At 60.2% G+C, this 21,580-nt stretch carries 19 protein-coding genes; 6 read left to right on the top strand and 13 right to left on the bottom strand.

The genetic code is table 11. The features are described from left to right. Window positions 1-12 precede the first annotated feature (12 nt). The 5 genes from J8Z22_RS20080 to J8Z22_RS20100 are packed head-to-tail and all read left to right on the top strand — an operon-like array spanning window position 13 to window position 3,363. The gene (locus J8Z22_RS20080; RefSeq protein ID WP_252007785.1) at window positions 13-1,479 is read left to right on the top strand and encodes an RNA polymerase factor sigma-54; all 1,467 of its coding nucleotides are present in this window, start codon (window positions 13-15) and stop codon (window positions 1,477-1,479) included. Window positions 1,480-1,503: 24 nt separating this feature from the next. Next, the gene (gene hpf / locus J8Z22_RS20085; RefSeq protein ID WP_028111472.1) at window positions 1,504-1,791 is read left to right on the top strand and encodes a ribosome hibernation promoting factor; all 288 of its coding nucleotides are present in this window, start codon (window positions 1,504-1,506) and stop codon (window positions 1,789-1,791) included. A gap of 2 nt (window positions 1,792-1,793) precedes the next feature. Further along, the gene (ptsN, locus tag J8Z22_RS20090) at window positions 1,794-2,240 is read left to right on the top strand and encodes a PTS IIA-like nitrogen regulatory protein PtsN (protein WP_028111471.1); all 447 of its coding nucleotides are present in this window, start codon (window positions 1,794-1,796) and stop codon (window positions 2,238-2,240) included. Beyond that, entirely contained in the window at window positions 2,237-3,094 is an 858-nt protein-coding gene (rapZ, locus tag J8Z22_RS20095; protein ID WP_028111470.1) for an RNase adapter RapZ, read from the top strand. Before ptsN ends, rapZ begins: the two co-directional genes overlap by 4 nt. Beyond that, window positions 3,091-3,363, top strand: coding sequence for an HPr family phosphocarrier protein (locus tag J8Z22_RS20100; protein WP_028111469.1), 273 nt, complete (start codon window positions 3,091-3,093; stop codon window positions 3,361-3,363). The genes rapZ and J8Z22_RS20100 overlap by 4 nt, the downstream gene beginning before the upstream one ends. 56 nt (window positions 3,364-3,419) lie before the next feature. Here J8Z22_RS20100 and pmbA read toward each other — a convergent pair whose 3' ends face one another. Further along, a complete protein-coding gene (gene pmbA / locus J8Z22_RS20105) occupies window positions 3,420-4,760 on the bottom strand; it encodes a metalloprotease PmbA (protein WP_028111468.1) in 1,341 nt (446 codons plus the stop codon). A gap of 150 nt (window positions 4,761-4,910) precedes the next feature. Here pmbA and yjgA point away from each other — a divergent pair, with 150 nt between their 5' ends. Further along, on the top strand, window positions 4,911-5,435 hold the full coding sequence (gene yjgA, locus J8Z22_RS20110) for a ribosome biogenesis factor YjgA (protein ID WP_028111467.1): 525 nt from the start codon (window positions 4,911-4,913) through the stop codon (window positions 5,433-5,435). A 38-nt stretch (window positions 5,436-5,473) separates the two neighbouring features. On the opposite strand, the gene J8Z22_RS20115 is transcribed toward yjgA, so the two are convergent. The 12 genes from J8Z22_RS20115 to J8Z22_RS20170 all read right to left on the bottom strand — a co-directional run bounded on the left by J8Z22_RS20115 (window position 5,474) and on the right by J8Z22_RS20170 (window position 21,570). Next, a complete protein-coding gene (locus tag J8Z22_RS20115; RefSeq protein WP_028111466.1) occupies window positions 5,474-6,661 on the bottom strand; it encodes a VWA domain-containing protein in 1,188 nt (395 codons plus the stop codon). 4 nt (window positions 6,662-6,665) lie between these two features. Beyond that, window positions 6,666-7,505: a MoxR family ATPase gene (locus tag J8Z22_RS20120; protein WP_252007788.1), complete on the bottom strand. Its 840-nt coding sequence runs from the start codon at window positions 7,503-7,505 to the stop codon at window positions 6,666-6,668. Between the two features lie 134 nt (window positions 7,506-7,639). Then, window positions 7,640-8,509, bottom strand: a complete 870-nt coding sequence (locus J8Z22_RS20125; protein WP_252007791.1) for a hypothetical protein — start codon at window positions 8,507-8,509, stop codon at window positions 7,640-7,642. A gap of 38 nt (window positions 8,510-8,547) precedes the next feature. Then, entirely contained in the window at window positions 8,548-9,720 is a 1,173-nt protein-coding gene (locus J8Z22_RS20130) for an ABC transporter permease (RefSeq protein ID WP_252007794.1), read from the bottom strand. Then, window positions 9,717-10,793, bottom strand: a complete 1,077-nt coding sequence (locus J8Z22_RS20135) for an ABC transporter permease (protein WP_252007797.1) — start codon at window positions 10,791-10,793, stop codon at window positions 9,717-9,719. Before J8Z22_RS20135 ends, J8Z22_RS20130 begins: the two co-directional genes overlap by 4 nt. Then, on the bottom strand, window positions 10,790-11,764 hold the full coding sequence (locus tag J8Z22_RS20140) for an HlyD family secretion protein (protein WP_252007799.1): 975 nt from the start codon (window positions 11,762-11,764) through the stop codon (window positions 10,790-10,792). Before J8Z22_RS20140 ends, J8Z22_RS20135 begins: the two co-directional genes overlap by 4 nt. Further along, window positions 11,761-13,143: a TolC family protein gene (locus J8Z22_RS20145; protein WP_084144273.1), complete on the bottom strand. Its 1,383-nt coding sequence runs from the start codon at window positions 13,141-13,143 to the stop codon at window positions 11,761-11,763. Before J8Z22_RS20145 ends, J8Z22_RS20140 begins: the two co-directional genes overlap by 4 nt. Before the next feature lie 152 nt (window positions 13,144-13,295). Further along, a complete protein-coding gene (tldD, locus tag J8Z22_RS20150; protein ID WP_028111462.1) occupies window positions 13,296-14,744 on the bottom strand; it encodes a metalloprotease TldD in 1,449 nt (482 codons plus the stop codon). Between the two features lie 5 nt (window positions 14,745-14,749). Beyond that, window positions 14,750-15,583: a carbon-nitrogen hydrolase family protein gene (locus J8Z22_RS20155; protein WP_028111461.1), complete on the bottom strand. Its 834-nt coding sequence runs from the start codon at window positions 15,581-15,583 to the stop codon at window positions 14,750-14,752. A gap of 24 nt (window positions 15,584-15,607) precedes the next feature. Further along, complete coding sequence (locus J8Z22_RS20160) at window positions 15,608-19,516, bottom strand: YhdP family protein (RefSeq protein ID WP_252007802.1); 3,909 nt, start codon at window positions 19,514-19,516, stop codon at window positions 15,608-15,610. Continuing rightward, window positions 19,513-21,003, bottom strand: a complete 1,491-nt coding sequence (rng, locus tag J8Z22_RS20165) for a ribonuclease G (RefSeq protein WP_028111459.1) — start codon at window positions 21,001-21,003, stop codon at window positions 19,513-19,515. Before rng ends, J8Z22_RS20160 begins: the two co-directional genes overlap by 4 nt. Before the next feature lie 12 nt (window positions 21,004-21,015). Next, window positions 21,016-21,570 carry a nucleoside triphosphate pyrophosphatase gene (locus tag J8Z22_RS20170; protein ID WP_281171295.1) on the bottom strand — a complete coding sequence of 185 codons (555 nt, stop codon included), beginning with the start codon at window positions 21,568-21,570 and terminating at the stop codon, window positions 21,016-21,018. Window positions 21,571-21,580: the final 10 nt, after the last annotated feature.

A 21,580-nucleotide genomic window follows, 5' to 3' on the forward strand; every position in this document is an offset into this window, starting at 1 on the left:
GGGTTGTTGTAAATGAAAACTTCTCTTCAGCTGAAACTGGGGCAACAACTCACCATGACCCCGCAGCTGCAGCAGGCCATTCGGCTGTTGCAGTTGTCGACCCTGGATTTACAGCAAGAGATCCAGGAGGCGCTGGACTCCAACCCGCTGTTGGAAGCCGACGAAGAGTTTCTGGCGGCTCCCGCCAACGTGGATGCCCCCGAAGCCAGCGACAGCGGCAATGAGCTGGACGTGGCCCCAGAGCCCGCCAGCCTCGACACCAGCGAAGCCCTGTCCCAGACTGACATGCCCGACGACCTGCAGGTCGACACCTCCTGGGACGAGTACTACACCTCGGCCCCCACCTCCAGCAGCAGCGGCAGTCGCGAAGACGACATGCCGTTCCAGGGCAGCACCTCGGACTCGTTGCAGGACCACCTGCTGTGGCAGATGGAACTGACGCCGATGTCGGACACCGACCGCGCCATCGCCATCGCCATCATCGACGCCACCGACGAGCGCGGCTACCTGACTCAAAGCAGCGACGACATTCTCGAAGCCATGGGTGACGACGACGTCGAGCTGGACGAAGTGGAAGCGGTACTCAAGCGGGTACAACGCTTTGATCCCATCGGCGTCTGCGCCCGGGACCTGGGCGAATGCCTGCTGGTACAACTGAGTCAGTTTGACGGCGATACCCCGTGGAAGGCCGAAGCCGAGATGCTGATTCAGGAGCACATGGATCTGCTGGCCAACCGGGATTTTCGCGGCATGATGCGCAAAACCCGCCTCAGCGAAGAGGAGCTGAAGCTGTCGATGGAGCTGATTCAGACCCTGAATCCGCGCCCGGGCAGTGCCCTGATCTCCGATAACGACCAGTACGTCATTCCCGACGTCGCCGTCAGAAAGAAAAAAGGCCGCTGGGTGGTGGAGTTGAACCCGGAGACCATGCCGAAGATTCGCATCAATGAACAGTACGCGGCCCTCAGTCGCCACAGTCGCAATCAGGCCGACAGCCAGTTTGTCCGGGGTCACCTGCAAGAGGCGAAGTGGTTCATCAAAAGCCTCGAAAGCCGCAACGACACCCTGTTGAAGGTGGCTAACTGCATCGTTCAGTTCCAGCAGGGTTTTCTGGAATACGGTGACGAAGCGATGAAACCCATGGTGCTCAATGACGTCGCCGAAGCGGTCGACATGCACGAGTCCACCATCTCTCGGGTGACCACCCAGAAATACATGCATACCCCACGTGGCATCTTCGAATTGAAGTATTTTTTCTCCAGCCACGTCAGCACAGAAAACGGCGGAGAATGCTCCTCCACCGCAATCCGTGCTTTAATTAAAAAATTGGTTGCTGCAGAGAACCCAAGGAAGCCTCTCAGCGACAGTAAGATGGCGGAGCTGCTGGCAGAACAGGGAATCAAGGTCGCACGGCGCACCATCGCCAAATACCGAGAAGCCCTGTCTATTGCTCCCTCAAATCAGAGGAAAAGCCTGTAAACGGCTAACTAAGGAGGAACCCATATGCAGATTAACCTGACCGGCCACCACGTCGAAATCACCACGGCCCTAAGAGACTATGTGCATACCAAGTTCGATAAGTTAGAGCGCCACTTCGACCACATCTCCAACGTGCATGTGGTCCTGAATGTGGAAAAACAGCAGCAAACCGCGGAAGCCAAATTGCACCTGAGCGGCCGGGAGGTCTATGCCACCCACAACCACAGCAATATGTACGCCGCCATCGATGGTCTGATCGACAAACTCGACAGGCAAGTCCTTAAACATAAAGAGAAAATTTCACGTCACTGACCATGGATATTGAGACGATACTCAGCCCGGAGTGTGCCACCATCGCCGCTCCGGGTACCAGCAAGAAACGCGCCCTGGAGCTGATTTCTCAGCTGGCCAGCCAGCGTTACACCGACGTCAACCCGCAGCAGCTGTTTGAAAGCCTGCTGGCCCGGGAAAAGATGGGCAGCACCGGCATTGGCAAAGGCATCGCCCTGCCCCACGGCCGCCTGCCGAACGTGGACCACGCCATCGCCGTATTCGTGAAATGCGACGAGCCGATCCCCTTTGATGCCATCGACGGCAAACCCGTCGATCTGCTGTTTGCCCTGTTTGTCCCCGAAGACAACTGCAAACAGCACCTGTCGACCCTGGCCTCCATGGCCAAGGTGCTGGACAACAAAGACATCTGTCGGTCGCTGCGCAAATCGGCCGATGACCATGAGATCTATCAACTGGTGACCTCGTGAAACTGATTATCCTCTCCGGCCGCTCCGGCGCAGGCAAATCCGTGGCCCTGCGGGTTCTGGAAGACCTGGGCTACTACTGCGTCGATAACCTGCCGGCCAGCATGCTGCCGGCCCTGGTCAATGAAATGGTGGATCGCTGCTCCACACTGGCGGTCAGTCTGGATATTCGCAACCTGCCAGAGCAGGCAGAAAGCATTCCCGATGAACTGAAGCGACTGCCGGACAGCGTCGACTGGCAAATCTATTTTCTGGATGCCTCCGACAGCAGCCTGATTAAGCGCTACAGCGAGACCCGGCGGCTGCATCCGCTGTCGCAGACCGGCATCTCACTGGCCCAGGCCATCGCTTCGGAGACCGAGATGCTGGCGCCGATTCGGCAATTGGCCGACCACAGCATCCATACCGACAACCTGTCGGTGCATCAACTGGCGGATGAGATTCGCACCCGCCTGCTGGGCAAGGCCGAACGGGACCTGTTGTTGGTGTTTGAATCCTTTGGCTTTAAACACGGCATCCCCAAGGACGCCGATTACGTGTTCGATGTCCGCTTCCTGCCCAATCCTCACTGGGATCCGAAGCTGAGGCCCCTGACCGGCCTGGACGCACCGGTGCAGCGCTATTTCACCAAGGAAGCCGAAGTGGCCCGCTTTATTGACCACACCGAGAGTTTCCTGAAAAACTGGCTGCCGATGCTGGAACGCAACAATCGCGCCTACCTGACTGTGGCCATCGGTTGCACCGGCGGCCAACATCGCAGTGTCTACATCGCCCAGCAACTGGGAAACCGCTTTAAGCTGAGCCAGAAACACATCTCCGTCCGCCACCGGGAATTGAAACTCAACGACAGCCAATGAAACTGACCCGCACCCTGAGGGTGGTAAACAAGCTTGGGCTGCATGCCCGGGCCGCCACCCGCCTGGCCCAGGTGGCCCATAATTACGACGCCAACATTCAGATCATCCATGGCAACCAGAGCGCCGACGCCAACAGCGTATTGGGTGTGCTAATGCTGGAAACCTGTCAGGGCCAGGAGGTCACCATCGTCTGTGACGGCGACGATGCCGAACCGGCCATGACCGCCATTACCGAGCTGTTCAGCGCCCGCTTCGACGAATCCGAGTAGCCCAAACAACCACGCCGGCCCTGGGGCCGGCGTGGTGATCATCGCTGAGGCTTCGCTCAGTTACCCGCCACCTTCATCTGTGACAACAGGATTGAACCGGTACCAATGCTGGAACGCGGGTCGCGATCGCTGCCCACCGCCACCATCTCCTTGTACATCTGCTTGAGATTGCCGGCGATGGTGATCTCATGCACCGGATATTGAATGATGCCATTCTCCACCCAGAACCCGGCGGCACCGCGAGAGTAATCGCCAGTCACGCTGTTGACGCCGTGGCCCATCAGTTCGGTGACGTACAGGCCGGTCCCCATCTGTTTGAGCATGGCAGCCAGATCGCCGCCATTACTGCTGATGTCCCAGTTGTAGATGCCGCCGGCATGGCCGGTGGTGGCCATCTTCAGGCGACGGCCTGAGTAGGCAGTCAGCAGATAGGATTGCAACACCCCGTCAGCCACGATGTCCCGGGCCTGAGTGGCCACCCCTTCGCCGTCAAAGACGGCACTGGACAAGCCACCCAGCAGGTGCGGATTCTCATGGATGGACAACCACTCGGGCAGAATCTGGGTGCCCAGGCTGTTGAGCAGGAACGACGACTCCCGATACAGGGAGGCACCGCTGATGGCCCCCACCAGGTGACCGATCAGACCGGTGGCGGTTTCGGCGGAGAACAGCACCGGCACTTCACAGGTGTCGATCTTGCGGGCGCCGAGGCGGGCTTCCACTTTGGCCGCCGCCCGCTTGCCGAGGGCCTCCGGACCATCCAGGGCATCGAAACGACGGCTGACGGTGTAGTCATAATCCCGCTCCATACCCTGCTCATCCTTGCCGATCAGCACACAGGAGAGGCTGTGGCGGGAGGAGGCATAGCTGCCGATAAAGCCGTGGCTGTTGCCGTACACCTTAATGCCTTCATGGCTGTTGCAGCTGGCCCCATCGGACTGCTCGATGCGTCCGCCCTCAGCCAGTGCCGCCTGTTCGCAGCGGCTGGCCAGTTCGATCCCCTGCTCCGGCGTCATCGGGTGGGGGTGGTACAGATCCAGATCCCGCAACTCGGTAGGCATCAGGCTGGCATCCGCCAGGCCATTATGTTCATCGGCGCTGGTGTAACGGGCGATACCATCGGCGGCCCGCACCGCATCGACGATCGCTTGGGGGCTCAGATCCGAAGTGGAGGCATTGCCTTTGCTGCCATCGCGATACAGGGAGATTCCCAGGGCACCGTCTTTGTTAAACTCGACGGTTTCCACTTCTCCCTGGCGGGTTGAGATGGACAACCCCTGCTGCTTGCTGATCGCCACTTCCGCAGCGGTCACTCCCAGTTTTCCGGCTTCCTCCAGCGCGACGGCTACCGCTTGCTCGAGATGCTGACGCTGCTGTTCGATACTCACTTGAGTCACTCGTCTGTCCCACAAAAAGTCAATTGAGCACAGGATAGCAAACCCCGACAGCTCTGCGATAGGGCTCGGGCTTGCCATTATTGGCCTGAACTGCCCATGGGCTGCTAGAATGCCCCTCAGTTAAGACTTATATTGCAGCGGAGAAGTATCATGGCGGCACAACGCCCCCCTCAGGATCAGCAGGAAGACGAGTGGATCAGTAAGAGCGAGCTGAAGCGGGAAGCTGAAGAGCTGCAGAAGATTGGCACCGAAATCCTGGCTTTGGGAAAAAGTGATCTGGCCAAAGTGCCCATGGATGAAGAGTTAGAGGTCGCCGTCGCGCTGGCCCACCGCCTTAAGGGAAAAAATGAGGCCTACCGCCGCCAGATGCAGTTCATCGGCAAGCTGCTGCGGTTCCGCGATCCGGATCCCATCCGCCAGGCACTGGACAAAATTCGCAACAAGCACAACCAGGCCAACCAGCATTTCCACCAGATGGAGGAGTGGCGGGACCGCCTGATCGCCGAAGGTGACGAGGCGGTACAGGCATTGTTTGCCAAGGTGCCGGAGATGGAGAGTGAGCGCCAGCGTCTGCGCCAGTTGATCCGTCAAGCCAAGAAAGAGCAGCAGGCCAACAAGCCACCGAAATCTTCCCGGGAACTGTTCAAGCTGATTCGCCAGTACCTGGACGACTGACCCTCGTCTGATGGAGGGGGCCCGTCCGGGCCCCTGATTTACGGCCTCTGCTGCCCCAGCAGAGCGCCAATCCCCTGCTCCAGCCCCGACAACGTCAACGGGTACATCCGATCGCCGATTAACTCCCGCACTGCGCCGATGCTTTGGGTGTAGCGCCAATGTTCCCTGGGCACCGGATTCAGCCAGATCAACCGCGAAAATCGGTCGCACACACGCTGCATGGAGACCGCTCCCGGCTCCTCGTTCATCAACTCGACACTGCCGTAACGGCTGAAGATCTCGTACGGTCCCATGGACGCGTCCCCGACCACGATCACCTTGTAGTCCTTGGGGTAGGTACGCAGGATCTCCGCCAGCGGCGTCGACTCCTCACGGCGGCGGCGGTTATCCCGCCACAGCTGGTCATAGAGAAAGTTGTGAAAATAGAACTGCTCCAGATGCTTAAACTCGCTGCGACAGGCACTGAACAGTTGCTCACAGCGGCGAACATAGGGGTCCATGGAACCCCCGACATCAAAAAACAGCAATAACTTGATGGCGTTGTGCCGTTCCGGCACCAGCTTTACGTCCAGCAGGCCGCCGCTGTCGGCGGTGGCCTGTATGGTGCCGTCCAGATCCAATTCGGTGTCGGCCCCAGTGCGGGCAAAGCGTCTCAGCTTCCTCAGCGCCAACTTCAGGTTACGAATTCCCAGCTCCACATCGCCATCGAGGTTGCGATACTGGCGCTGCTGCCACACCTTGGCCGCCGAGCGATTGCGACCCTGGCCCCCGACTCTCATGCCACCGGGACGCTCACCACTGTGACCAAAGGGCGAGGTACCGCCGGTGCCAATCCAGCGGTTGCCACCCTGATGGCGCTTCTGCTGCTCTTCGAAGCGTTTGCGAAACTCCGCCAGCAACGCCTCGATGCCTCCCACCGCCTCCAATTGCCGGCGCTCCTCCTCGGTCAGCGAGCGAGCCATCTCGGCCCGCAACCACTCATCGGGAATCGCCTCCTGCCAGTGCTCGGTCGCCGTGTCCAGGCCCTCAAAAAACGCACCGAAAGTCCGATCAAACTTGTCGTACTGGGTTTCATCCTTGACCAGGCACAGACGCGCCAGCACATAGAATTGCTCCAGATCCGCAAATGCCAGTTGCTGATCCATCGCCTCCAGCAGTGCCAGCAACTCGGTCACCGACACCGGAATTCCGCCTCGCCTCAGGGCAAAGAAAAACCGAATCAGCATCGCCTTACCCCCGCCGGGTCATAAACGCCAGCTTCTCCAGCAGCGCCACATCCTGCTCATTCTTGACCAGGGCGCCGCATAGGGGCGGCAACGCGGTGCGAATGTCGGTGTTGGCCAATACGGTCGGATCGATGTCGTCGGCCATCAGCAATTTGAGCCAATCCACCAACTCCGAGGTGGACGGCTTCTTCTTCAGTCCGGCCACCTGCCTGAGTTCAAAGAACACCTCCATGGCGTGCTGCACCAGCCGCGGCTTAATGTCGGGAAAGTGCACCTCGACGATGCGCTTCATGGTTTCGGCATCGGGAAAGCGGATGTAATGGAAGAAACAGCGGCGCAAAAACGCATCCGGCAATTCCTTTTCGTTATTGCTGGTGATGATCACGATGGGACGGTGACGAGCACGAATCAGCTCCTGAGTCTCGTAAACATGAAACTCCATCTTATCCAGCTCCACCAACAGGTCGTTGGGAAACTCGATGTCCGCTTTGTCCACCTCATCAATCAGCAGCACCACCTGCTCATCGGCCTCGAACGCCTGCCACAGCTTGCCTTTCTTCAGGTAATTACGCACGTCCTCCACTTTGTCATTACCCAACTGGGAGTCCCGTAACCGCGACACGGCGTCGTACTCATACAGCCCCTGCTGGGCCTTGGTGGTCGATTTTATGTGCCACTGGATCAATGGCTTCCCCAAAGACAGCGCCACCTGCTCCGCCAACATGGTTTTGCCGGTTCCCGGCTCTCCCTTGATCAACAGTGGCCTGGATAGGGTCACCGCGGCGTTGACCGCCATCTGCAAATCCTCGGTGGCGATGTATTCACCGGTTCCCTGAAACTTCATTGACTGATCCTTCTGTTCGACATGGGGGCAAACGACGGCCATCTTAGGCTAACGTGTCAGCAACTGCATTGAAGCTAACAAAAAAGGCGGCCCCCTGACTAGGGGGCCGCCTGAATTTCACTGGTGGAGAAGCCTCAGAAGTTGTAGGTAAAGATGGCGCCGAAGGCCGCCTCCGCATCCAGATCCTGACTGGCTTCAAATTGACCGTGCACTTTCATTTTGCCGTCGCTGCGATACCCTAGGTACCCCGACAGGCGCCAGTTATCCGGGTTGCTGTAAGTGCCCCTGAGGAAGGTCAGTGGATTCTCAATCTCGACACTGCCCTGCTCCACGGCAAAGCGCTGGGCGCGGTAAGCGGTACCCAGGCCAAACTCCCAGAACGGGTTGAAGGCGTAGGACAACTCCAGTCCCCCCGGGCCGGAGAAGCCGGGCTCGAACGGGTTATCCAGTCGCAGTTTGTCGGTAATCTGCCACTTCACCAGCAACACCGGAATCACCGACACGTCATAGGGGTCATTAAAATAACCGCCACCGAAGCCCAGGGTCAGGGTATCGGACACCGGATAGGTGGCTGCCGCCAGCAAGCCATAACCAAAGCCATCGCTGAAGCTGGCATTGTCGGCGTAAGCCCACTGCACACGCGGGGCAATAAACCAGGTCAGGCCATCGCGGCTGGGCCGGACGAAGCTGAACCCAGCCCCTAACTGCTGTTTGCTGTCCCAGCTGTCGAGGCGCCCGCCGAACAGGCGGCTGCGATCGAAATCGAAACTGCTGTACTCGTAATCCAGCTGGTAGCGTACCAGCCATTGCTGATTCAGCGGTTGACGATAGCTGAAGTTAAAGCCGTAGTTATCCTGGCTGACGTCACCGTCGTTCTCAGTCGACGCCGACGGGAAGCCGACGCTGTAGGCGCTGAACTCAAACGGCAGCGGGCGTTCACCGGGCCCTTGAGCCCAGCACGCGGAGGAAATCAATAAGGTCGAAGCCAGAAGCAGCCGTTGCATAGTTCATCCCTGACAAAAAGTGGAAAACCAAAAGGGGGTTAATCAAAGCTCGGTTCAGCGCGATCAATCAGCACTGAAGCCCGGTGAGTCTGACGCCAGTGCGTACCCAACAGCGCCAAGATGCCCCATGCTATCACCTGAATCCACAGAGTCGACAGCTCGTAATAAAGGTTTACGATTCCCAGGTTCATCTGGTTGAGCTTTATCATCCCCATCATCGCCGGCTGTGCCGGTAACCAGGCAAACACCCCACTGAGCAGCGGTGACATGCTGATCCCGGGCCAGACAAAGCCACAGGTGAACAGGATTGGCATGCCGGTCAGCACCAACAATTGAACCGGCACGGCGCGACGATTAAACAGGGTACTGATGGCAATCCCTGCCAGCGCCGTCGACAACAGAAACGGCACCAGCAGTTGCACCATGGCCCAACAGGAAGCCAGCATCGCCACATCATGCCCGGGCAACACCAGATCAAAATAGAGAATGCAGGAAGGCAGGTACAGGCATACCAACATGGTCGTGCGGGCACTGACCCAGGTCATCAACGGATAGCGGTGCCAATCCCCACGACAGTGCCAGTTGTTGGCCCCCAGCATCGATGCCACCATCAACAGGGTCTGATGCAGGATCAACACCAGGGCACCCGGTACCACGTAGCTGATGTAGCTGCCGTTAGGGTTAAACACCGGCTGTACCCGGGTCGACACCGGCTGCAGCTGACGCATCACCTCCTCGACGCGGCCGCCATTGGCAACGCTTCGAGCCAAACGAATCTCGGCATTCAAATAACCACTGGATTGCAACATGGCGGTCGCCACATTGCCATAGGCAAGAAAGAAACTGCCGTCTCCGGCCACTGCCAGCGTCTGCTGCTGGCCCCGCACCAGGTTGCGCTCAAACTGGGCCGGGATCACCACCAAGGCGGCGATGTCACCGTCGTGCAGTGCCTGCTCGGCCCGGTCAACCTTCGGATAGTTGTCGCTGATGTGAGTTTTTGGCGATGCCGACCACATACGAATCAACTTGCGACTGGTGGCACTTTGGTCCAGATCCACCACCGCCACCGGTTGCGCCCCGGCCACCTGATGATCATAAGGCAGGGGGTAGATCACGGCGTAAAACAGGATGCCGCCGATGGCGGTCAACATCGCCGCCTTATCGGTCAGCAGACCCAGCCATTCGCGCCGAAACAAGGTCCACCAACTCATGCTCGCACTCCCCGATACCGGCGGGCCACGGGAACCAGCAACAGTGACATAAGAAACAGCGGCCACAGTGACGACCAATGATGATTACCGCCGCCCTGAAGCAGCAGCGGCACATAATGAGTGCTGGGCATCAGCACCCGCCAGATCTCCGCGGGCCAAGGCATGCTGTTGACCGGGAAACTGACCCCCATGTAGGCAAATGCCGGCGCGAACAGCGCCCCGCCAATGCTGGTGGCCCGAACCGGGTCATCCACAATCAGGGCGATCAGCAGAATCATGCCGGCAATGCCTCCCAGCAGAGGGATCATCGCCAACCACAGCACCCACAAGGATCCCATCATCGGCAACTCCAGCCCTTCGTACATCACCAACAGGCCAATGCCGCCCATCAGCCACCACCACAGCATCAACAGGGCAATGCGCAACGGCAGGCCACGCTTACCGCGCCCCACGGTATTCACCAGGGTAGCCATCACCAGCAACTGGAACAACGCCAACATGATGCCGGGCAACAGGAAAGGCAGGTAGCTCAAGTCCGGATTGAACATGGATTTGAGCTCCACCTTCACCGGCGACAACGCCTGCTCGGCGTACTCCGCCGGTACCCCGCTGGCCAGGGTCGCCAACGAGCCCACGTCGGCCAAGCCGCCCTGCAACGACGCCAGTGCGGCGCTGTACAGGCGCTTGCCCACCAGAATGAACTGAGTGTTGTAGCGCACCGCCAGATCCGGCGTGCGCCCTGCCATCAGGTCTTCACCGAAGTGAGCAGGAATCAGCACCAGCGCAAACATCTCTCCCTGGCGCATCGCCAACTGGGCACTGCGACCGTCGGCATACTGGGTCAGGGCAATGGCCGGTGACGCCTCAAGGTGGCGCCCCAGGGTGCGGCTGGTGGCGGTGTTATCCATATCGACCCAGGCCACCGGCAATTCGGTGGGCAGGCCACGGGCAAACACGCCCCAGAGGATGATCCCCAGCAACACCGGCAGCCAGGTCATCAGGCTCGCTTGCCACGGGTCCGACAGCAGATCCCGAAAGCTTCGGTGCAGCAGGACCACCCTTGAGCGGCTCATAGGTCAATCAACGCCGTCATGCCCGCACGCAGGCCTTCGATGGGGCTCTGGGGCACCAGCTCCACCTCGAAGGTACGCAAATCAAAATCCATGCCGCTTTCACTGGCGTTCCAGGTGGCGTAATCCCCCAGCACCGACCGGTAGCGCACCACAAAGGGGAAGCTGGCATTGAGCGCCGGAATCCGCACCTGCACCTGCTTACCCTCTGGGTACTCCGCCAGCCGATCTTCACGGACATTAAACAGCGCCCAGGCATCGGTCATGTCCACCAAGGTCACCACCGGGAATCCGGACGGCGCCAGCTCGCCCTCATCCAGCATCACCTGGCTCACCTCACCGGTTCGAGGCGCGCGCATCTGACTGTCCGCCAGCACCGCCTGCACCTCGTTCAGCTGCCCCTGAGCCGCCATGGCTTTACCGGCGGCGGCGTCTTTGGTCTCCTGGCGGGCCCCTTCGTCGGCCATCAGGTACACCGCTCTGGCGGCACTTTCGGTGAAGTTGGCCGCCTGCCACTGAGTGAAGGCTTCATCGCGCTTCTGCCGGGCTACGACCCCTTCGTCGAACAGGTTTTCCACCCGCTCATAAGTGACTCTGGCCAACTTGGCCGCCGCCTTGGCTTTATTCCACTGCTCCTTGGCCGCCAGCACCTCCTGCGCCCGGGCACCGTTGTCGGCCTGGGCTTTCAAAGCCTTGGCCGCTTCCAAGCCGGCCTGAGCCTGCATCTGCTTAGCTTCCAGCTCCGGACTGCTGATGGCAAACAACAGGTCGCCCTTGGTCACCTGGTCGCCCCGGTGCACCAGAATCCGCTCCAGCCTTCCCGGTATCTTGGAAGAGACGTGATATTGGCGGGCTTCAATCTGGCCCTGAATGTGGGCCGCCTTGGGCTGACTCAGAATCCAGGCCGCCCGGGCAGCCAGACCTAGCAACAACAGCAGGGCGATGAACCCCAGGGTTTGGTTGATTCGTTTCATTCTGATTCCGTGCGTTCAAGCAGTTGGAAAAGACGTTGCTGGTTGCTGCTCATGGCGGCCAATTGCCCCAGAGCGACCAGATAACGGTATTGGGCGGCAGCGCGGGCGGTCTGCACCTCCAGCAATTTGTCGCTGGCGTCCACCTGATCGATGGAGGTGCTCAGCCCTTGGCTAAACGCCAGTTGCCGCAAGCGCAGGTTCTCCTTGGCCAGCGTCTCGGCGGTCGCCAGGGCGCGGTATTCATGCTGTGCCTGGCTGAGCTCCTGGCCGCGGGATGCCATCAACAGCTGCAGATCCTGTTGTGTCTGGGCACGCAGATGCTGCACCTGCAGCTGGGCGCTTTTCGCCGCTCGCACTCGATCGGAACGGCCGTCGTTGGTAAACAGTGGCACCTTCACGGTCACCCCAACCAGCCAATCCGGCTCCAGCTCCGCCGCCAGGCTGTCCTGGGTCTCAAAGGTGTAGTTGCCGAACAGTGCCACCTCCGGCTTGTAACGACCTTTTTCGGCATCGATGGCCCCCTGGGCCTGGGCCTCCTTGGCCTGATACAACGCCAGCGCCGGGTGCACCTCCAGCATCTGTTGCTGCCAGCGGTCCAGATCCGGCTGAGTCAGTGGCAATCCCAGCCCCTGGGCGGTATCCACTTGATTCTGCTGCAGCAAAGTGTTGAGCGCCATGTGCGCCAGTTTACTGCGCCGCTGGGCCTGAGACAGCGCCACCTGGCCCTGCTCCATCGCCACCTGGGCATTCAGACGTTCCACTTCGGCAATCTGGCCCTGCTTCTGCATCGCTTCGGCGTGCTGCAGGTGCTCAGTCAACGTCTGCAGACGCTGGCGCTGCAACTGCTCCACCTGAGTGCTGAGCACCACCGCAAAGTAGCGTTCCACCAAGGTGGTGAACCGCTCCTGACGGCTCAGCTCACCCTGCTGCTTCTGCTGATCCAGCTCGGCGGCCTTGATCGCCTGGGCGGCTTCGATGCGTCCACCCACGTACAACGGCCAAACCGCTTTCAGGCTGGCGTGGTAGATGTCGCGGTCGGTGATTTCGGTCTTCCAGTTCAAGCCGGACAGATCCATCCCCAACTGACCCGCGATGGCGCCCACCTGGGGAAGCTGCAACAGATCACCAATGGGATTGATGGCGCGGGAGTCCAGTTCAATCGGCTTGTCCAGCCGGGTATAGCTGCCACTCAGGGACAGCGACGGCATCCCCAGTTGCTCGGCGGCGCCCAGCTCGGCGGCGGCGCGATTTTCCGCCTGATGTTCCGCCTGCAGCTTGTCGCTGACGGTTTCCACCCGCTGCCAGGCTTGCAATAAGCTCAGCGGTTGTGCCGTGGCCGCGGTGCAGACGCACGCGAGTATCCCAATCCAGTAACGCATTGTGCATCCTGTACTTAGAGTCATGACTCTAATTTTAAACCCATTAAAGTCGTAAGGAGAAGCATTATAAGCTGATCCGATGAGTGAAGCATAAATGCCAATAAAAAAGCGAGCATAGCTCGCCTTTGTTAAGTCAAATCAGTGCAAAAGACTCAATCTGTGCCGCCGACGGTGAGACGATCCAACTTCAGAGTGGGCTGTCCGACCCCCACAGGCACGCTCTGCCCCTCTTTGCCACAGACGCCGACGCCGTTGTCCAGCTTGAGATCGTTGCCAACCATGCTGATGGTCTGCATCGCCTGGGGGCCATTGCCAATCAGGGTGGCCCCTTTGATCGGGGTGGTGATCTTGCCGTTTTCGATCAGGTAGGCTTCCGAGGCCGAAAACACAAACTTGCCCGAGGTAATGTCGACCTGGCCACCACCGAAGTTGGGAGCGTAGATCCCCTGTTTCACCGAGGCGATGATCTCCTCCGGCTCTTTGTCACCCGCCAGCATGTAGGTGTTGGTCATCCGCGGCATCGGCATGTGGGCGTACGACTCACGACGGCCGTTGCCGGTGGGCGCCATGCCCATCAGTCGAGCATTGAGCTTGTCCTGCATGTAGCCTTTCAGGATGCCGTTTTCGATCAGCACGGTATTTTGCGCCGGCGTGCCTTCATCGTCGATGCTGACCGAGCCTCGACGTCCGTCCAGGGTGCCGTCATCGACAATGGTGCACAACTCACTGGCCACCTTTTCACCGATGCGACCGGCGAAGGCACTGGAGCCCTTGCGGTTAAAGTCGCCTTCCAGGCCGTGGCCCACCGCCTCATGCAACAACACCCCGGGCCAACCGGAACCCAGCACCACCGGCATCTCTCCGGCAGGGGCATCCACCGCCCGCAGATTCACTTCGGCCATGCGCACCGCCTGATGGCACAGATCCAGCGCTCGGCGGCGGTCATCGTCATTGCTGGCATCCAGCTGGGCGTAGTCGTAACGCCCTCCCATGCCGGCACTGCCCCGTTCACGGCGATCGCCGTCCACCATGATCACCGAGCAGTTCAGTCGCACCAGCGGACGAATGTCCGTCGCCAGGGTACCGTCGGACGCCACCACCAGCACCTCTTCGTACACCGCCGACAAACTGGCAATCACCTGCTGCACTCGGGAATCCAGGGCCCGCACATACTGATCCATCTCCTGCAGCAACGACAACTTCTGCTGCTGCTCCCAGCTACGAATCGGGTCTTCGGCCGGATAGCGACGTACGCTGGGGCGGTTGCTCAGCGCCATGACCCGACCATCGGCGCCGGCGGCGGCAATGCCCCGGGCGGCATCCGCCGACTGCTGCAGCGCATCCAGGGTGATCTCATCGGCGTAGGCAAAGCCGGTTTTTTCGCCATCGATGGCGCGGATACCGACCCCTTGCTCGATGTTGAAACTGCCCTCTTTAACGATGCCGTCCTCCAGCACCCAGGATTCGTGCCGGGCCGACTGCAGGTAGATGTCCGAATAATCCAGCTTATGCTGATGGATGCGCGCCAGGGTGCGCTCCAGATCGTCCACCGACAAACCGGTGGGGCTGAGCAGAGTGGCTGACACGTTCTTAAGAGTCATAGGGTTCACTTGTTCCTTTCTCTGACTCCCAGGGGAAGCCGAATGTGGTTAAGAACCGGCATCGCTCGCCGAATCTCAGTAATACGTTGTTGATCGAGTCGCGCCGTTGCCAATCCCGGCTGTTGCGCCAGTTCATCCAGCACCCGCCCCCAGGGATCCACGACCATCGAGTGGCCCCAGGTCTGCCGCCCTCGCCCATGGGTACCGGCCTGATTGGCCGCCACCACATAACATTGGTTTTCCAGCGCCCGAGCCTGCAGCAAGGTGCGCCAGTGGGCCGCGCCGGTTTTTTGAGTAAAGGCACTGGGCACCACCACCACATCGGCACCGGCACTGGCCAGCGCCCGGAATAACTCCGGAAAGCGCAGATCGTAACACACCGCCACACCGATGCGGCCAGCGGCGGTGTCGATCACCTCGATGTGATCACCGGGGCAGGTGGTGTCACTTTCCCGGTAGCGACCGGTGGCATCGTCGACATCGACATCAAACAGATGAATCTTATTGTAGTGGCCAATGCGCCGCCCCTGCTCATCAAACACCAACGAGGCCGCATAGGCGCGGCCGTCTTCGGCCCGTATTGGTATGGTTCCGGCGACCAGTATGCAGCCAAACTCGCTCGCTAACAGCGACAACGCCTGCTGCATCGCCCCCTGACCAAGAGGCTCGGCTAGCGCCTGCCACTGACCCGGAGGACCGTCAAAACACAGGGCACACTCCGGCAACACCACCAGTTTGGGGCCGGACTGGTCCAGCAACGGCTGCATCAGCTGCCGCAACTGGCTGAGATTCTCATTGGGCTGCTCCAGGGAACAGCATTGCAGTGCATACAGCTGCATCGGGCCCTCCTGGCCGTGATCCTGCTATTGTCCGACGCTTTTGCCGTCCCCATCTGGCAGGGGTTCCGGCAACGCCTCCATCTGCGGTTGCGCCTCGGTGGCCGGCGCCGGCTTCGGGCTGGTCTCGGGGGCGGGGCTGTCTTCGACGATGCGAATCTCCCGCTTAGCCCGCTCCAACTCTTCCAGAATCGGCTCTTCAAAGGTTCCGGTCAACTTGAAGTTCAGCTGGGTGATGATCTCGATCACCGGCTCCAGAATCTTGGACACCGCAAAGGCCCCGACCCCCACGGTCAGGGACGCGCCAGAGATCAACGCCACCGCCGGCACACTGGCAGTCAGGGCCGGTGAGAAGCTGATGCGGTAATCCAGTTGATGGCTGACCAGATCGCTGTCACCGTTAATCTTCATCACCCCCGCGTCCCCGTCCAATACCGTATTGGTGGTGGTCGAGACGCCGTCAGTGAAGGTAATGTCCCCTTTAAAGGACTGATAATAAAATCCTTTACCAAAGACATCGGTAAAATCGAGTGACAACTTGCGCAGCAACGAGTCCAGGCTGAACAGAGACAGGATCCGGGCGCCCTTATCGGAGACTTCCGACAAGTGGCCCTGACCCAGTTCAAAGCCAAGGCTGCCGTTAAGGCTGGCGTAGTCCGGCTCCCAGGGCGCATTCTGCCAGCTGACCGCAAACTGGGTATCCAGCGGCGACGACTTGATCCCCAGCGGCTGCTTGATCACCGAACTGAGCTTGCCAAAGTCGGGGCTATTGAGCTCACCGCTCAGGTCGAACCGGGTCAGGTCGCCATCCGCCACCCACAGTCCGGAGGCGTTCAGTTGGTACTCGGGCCGCGACAACTCGATGCGATCGACGCCGTAACCGGAGTCGGTGTGAGAGGCGGTCAGCGTTAACTGCCCCAGAGGCAGATCCTTGACCGAAAAATCGGCCACTTCGATGCTGACTCCGGGCATCTTGGCGATCAAATCGGCGCTGGCTTTCTGTGGGCTGTCATCACTGCCGTCCCACAGCAACTGCAACCGATCGGCAATAACGCCGATGCCATTTTGGCGCCACTGCTTGCCGATGCGCACGTCCCCGCGCAGCTGATCCGACTCTGCCCGAAAGCGCCAGCCCGATTCATCCGGCCAGCCTTCCAGCAACGTCTGATCGAAGTAGAGACCGAAAATATCCAGGCGCGAGATGGAGCCATGCACTCGAGTCAGCGCCGGCACCATGCTGGCTTGTTTATCGGAGCTGGTGTCGATGAAAGCGGTGATCAACGGCAGCCACTCGGTCAGCTCTACCTCGCTCATGGCCAGATCGATGGAGCCACCCTCGACGCCATACAGGCTGGGGCGTTTACCGATGGCCAGCTGATAATTGGGCCAGTGGAACCCTTGTTCGTCGATGCTAAACTGAGCCAGATACCCCAGTCGCATCCCTTCGCTGAACTGCAACTCGGCACCGCTGTCATCGCCGTGCACCTCCAGCACCGCCCGATAAGGAGTCGATGCCGACTTGCCTACCGGTGCCGGCAGATCGATGTTCAGGCCCACCAAATCACTGTTGATTTGAGCGTCATAGCGATAGCCGCCACCTTCCAGGAAAACCAAGCCGACATCGCCGCCCCAGCGAGCCTGGCCCTCGAGGTGGCTGAACAACGGAAAGACATTATTCTCATCGATGTTGGCGGTTTGCCACTGGCCACCGAGCTGCAGATCGGCCCGGTATTCGGTGTCACTGCTGCGACCGGTGTTCAAACTGATGGACAGGGGCTGGTTAAACACTCGGGCACCAAGATCGGTCGCCGTCACCTGGTCGCCGTTGAACTGCAGCTCGCCACGCAGTCCGGACAGCTGTGTGGACAAAGCCGTCAGATACACCGGGTTATCCCAGAACGCCACCCGTCCCAGAATGGCGGGCGACTGATCCTCCACCCCGGCTCCCAGGGGAAAGGTCAGATCCAGGCTGGTCGCCACCGGCCCCTCTATCTTCAGCTGCGCCAGGGTGGCCCCAACCGAGGCCGACAGCGACGATGCCTGCATCAGTTGGGTGGCAGCCTGAGCGTCGGCGCGGACCCCGGCCAACACCGTCAAAGTCGCGTTGCTGTCGAGAGTGGGAATAAAGACGTGAGCGTCCTGAACCGGCACCTGGTCCAGCAAACCCTGTTTCAGCCATAGATCCATGCGCTTATTTTCAAACAGCGCCTGCAGGGTGATGCCGGTAACGGCAGGCCAGGAGGGAAGAAACTGGAACTGGCCTTGCTTCAGGGTAAACCCGGCCTGGAACACCCCCTGACCACCGTCATAGGGATAATCGCTAAAATCACCGTGCCAGAGAATCTGAGCGTCGTCGGTGTGCCCGGCCTGCAGCGAGGTGGACAGGTAATCCGACAGCGCTTCGCCCATGGCCTTACGCGGGAACAACCGCCCGGCCATCTCTGCCTGCTTCAGTTCGGCATTGCCGTACAACTGCAACCTGGTGGCGCCCTGCTCCGGCAGCAGCAAAGCGGCCTCGAGATCGGCCTTGAGGATGTCGCCGTCGAGCTTCAGGCTGTCGGTTTTCACCAGCCAGCCCTGCTGCCGATCGATGGTCAGCTCTCCGGAGACCTCGCTGAACTTCACCGTATGGGAAAACTGCCACGGCCAGTAAAAGGCCAGATCCTGCTTGGGCAGGCTCAAGCGGCCATGATCTTTGTGCCAGACAAACTGACCGTTGAGACCGGACAATCCTGGCACCTTGCCGCTCATGTCCCAGCCCAGATCCTTCAATCCGGCAGACGCGGACCAGCCGTCTGGTCGCTGCTGCAGCTTGATGTCAGCCAGCTGGCCGCGGCCGTTGGCATCCAGCAAGTCTTCCAGGGTTCGATCCTTAATGCCCGGTAACAACCCCAGCAGCGGCTTGAGTTTGTCCAGCGGCAACCGATTCATCCACAGGCTGACGTCGTCGCCTTGCTGCGACAGCGCCAGGCGAGTCTCGGGCCAGGGTTGACCATTGCTGGTCAGTTGCAGATCACGGCTGGACAGCTCGCCGCCGGTGGCCGTGGGGGTCCACACCAGGCTGCCGCCCTTGATGGCCATCCGCTGTGCCTGCGGTTGCTGCCAGCTGAAGTCACTCTCACCAAAGGCGATCTGGGCCCCACGCACCCCCTGCTCGTCGAAACTGAGCCAGGACTGCATATTGAGCACACCACGGAACTGGCGGGAGCCGTTGCCAAACTGACGGGCCAACCAATCGCCGATGTCCAACTGCTCCGCTTGCAGATAACCACGCCCGAACAAGCGCTGTTGCTGGGCACTGCGCAGTTCCACCGCCAGCTTCAGGGTTTCATCCAGGTTGCTGGTCTCATCCAGATACAGCCGCCCTTCACCCAGGTGACGGTTGCCGCGGTTGCGCCATTGCAGGTTGGCAATGTGAATGGGTTCCGGCTTGTTGTCGGACAGGTGCAGGTACAGCACCCCTTCGGAGATGTTCAGTTCACTGAGCTGATGCAGGAAGGTGTTTTTAAAGGCGCTGACGGCGTTACCGCTGTCACCGCCGGAGTTGGCCAACGGACCGTGGACATGCACCTCGACACCGTTGAAAGTGACCCGATCGAAACGAAAATCCAGATCCCGCAACGAACGCCAGAAGTCCAGCTGGGCCACGGCCTCCTGAACCTGGATGTCGATGTTGAGATCTTGCTGGGCGGGCAGATGGAAGGCCTTGATCACCAACTGCGGGCCCTTGGGTTCCCAGCTGGCCCCCAGTTGCTCCATCGTCATGATCAAGCCACTTCGCTGCTGAATCTGCTGAGTCAGATCATCGCGAATGGAGTCCAGTTCGGGCAGCAGTGAACGCACCGCGCTGACCAGCAAGGCGAATAGGACGATGACCGTCGCGGCACCGTACCAACAAAATCGGAGCAGACGCCGCGCGCGCGCGGTGAGTGTCACATCATCACCACGTCAAACTTATCCTGGCTGTACAGCGGCTCAGGCTGCAAACGGATCCGTTTACCGATAAACACCTCCAGCTCCGCCAGGCTATGGGCTTCGTCGCCGACCAGGGCATCGTGCACCGTCGGCGCCACGTACACCGAAAACTCATCGGCGTCATACTGACGATCCACTCGAATGATCTCACGGAACATCTCGTAACAGACGGTATCGACGGTCTTCATGCTGCCGGTGCCCTTACAGCTGGGGCATTCGCCGCACAGCACATGCTCCAGACTTTCCCGGGTGCGCTTGCGGGTCACTTCCACCAGCCCCAGCCGAGAGAAACCGCTGACACTGGTCTTAACCCGATCCTGATCCAGGGCCGCCTGCAGGGTGCTGAGTACCCGGCTACGATGCTCTTCCGAGGTCATATCGATAAAGTCGATGATGATGATCCCGCCCAGGTTGCGCAACCGCAGCTGGTGGGCGATGGTCCGGGTGGCTTCCAGGTTGGTATTGAAGATGGTCTCTTCGAGGTTGCGATGGCCGACAAAGGCGCCGGTATTGATGTCGATGGTGGTCATGGCCTCGGTCTGATCGATGATCAGGTAACCACCGTTCTTGAGCTCCACCTTACGCTCGAGGGAACGTTGGATCTCATTCTCCACATCAAACAGATCAAACAGCGGCGACGGGCCGGTGAAGTGTTCCAGCACCGGTGCCACTTCCGGCACGAACTCCTCGGCAAACTCGGTCAGCTCGGCAATGGCCAGGCGAGAGTCCACCTGCACCCGCTCGATCTTGCTGATGGCCAGATCCCGTAAAATCCGCCGTGGCAGAGTCAGATCTTCATACAGGGGAGTAACCTTACCGCCGGGGCGGCGACGCCGTTCCGATACCTTACGCCACACTCGGCGCAGGAACGCGGCATCGTGGGCCAGTTCCTGCTCGCTGGCGGCTTCGGCGGCGGTACGGATGATGAACCCGCCGTCGGTATCCACAAACTGGCCGACGATCTTCTTCAACCGTTCCCGCTCCTGCTCGGATTCCACCCGCTGCGACACCCCCACGTGGGCGGCGCCGGGCATAAACACCAGATAACGGGACGGCAGGGTGATGTCGGTGGTCAGGCGGGCGCCCTTGGTCCCCAGGGGATCCTTGGTCACCTGAACCATGATGTCCTGGCCCGGGCGCACCAGGGTGGCAATGTCCTGGGCCTGAAACTGTTTCTTCTCCGGCTCCGCCACACACTCGGTGTGAGGGATGATGTCCGACGCGTGCAAAAATGCCGCCTTGTCCTGGCCGATGTCGACAAACGCCGCCTGCATGCCCGGCAGCACCCGGGTGACCTTGCCCCGGTAAATGTTGCCGACAATGCCCAACTTACCGCGGCGCTCGATGTGCACCTCCTGCAACTGGCCACGCTCAAGCAGCGCGACCCGGTTCTCGGTAGGGGTGACGTTAATTAGTAGCTCGGTTCCAACGACTGAAGACGGTTGCACCTGGCCTCCCGGTTAAATGCGTTGTAAAAGTTGACGGGTTTCCACCATGGGCAGCCCCACCACGGCAGAGTAACTGCCATTGATGGCCTGCACATAGGCGCCCCCCAGCCCCTGGATGCCGTAGCTGCCGGCTTTGTCCATGGGCTCCTGGCTGTCGACATAGGCTCGTATCTGCTCCTCGCTCATGGCGCAGAACGTCACCTCGGTGATCACCAGGGCCTGTTCGATGCGATCCCCCTGCACGCAGGCCACGGCGGTCATCACCTGGTGGCTGCGCCCCTGAAGGCGTTGCAGGGTGGCCATGGCATCGGCAGCGTCTATCGGCTTACCCAGAATCTGCTGATCCAGCACCACGATGGTGTCGGAGCCGATCACCGGCAAGGGCTGGCTGACCAGCGCCTGGCCGGCCCGAGCCTTCTCTGCCGCCAGACGACGGACATACTGTTTTGGACCTTCGCCCGGCGCCGGGGTTTCATCGATGTGCGGGCTGACGCAGTCAAACCGATAGCCCAACTGCCCCAGCAACTCTCTGCGCCTGGGGGACGAGGAAGCTAGGAAACACTGAATCTGTGTCATG

It is taken from the genome of Ferrimonas sp. SCSIO 43195 (assembly GCF_023716685.1).
Classification (GTDB): Bacteria; Pseudomonadota; Gammaproteobacteria; order Enterobacterales; family Shewanellaceae; genus Ferrimonas; species Ferrimonas kyonanensis.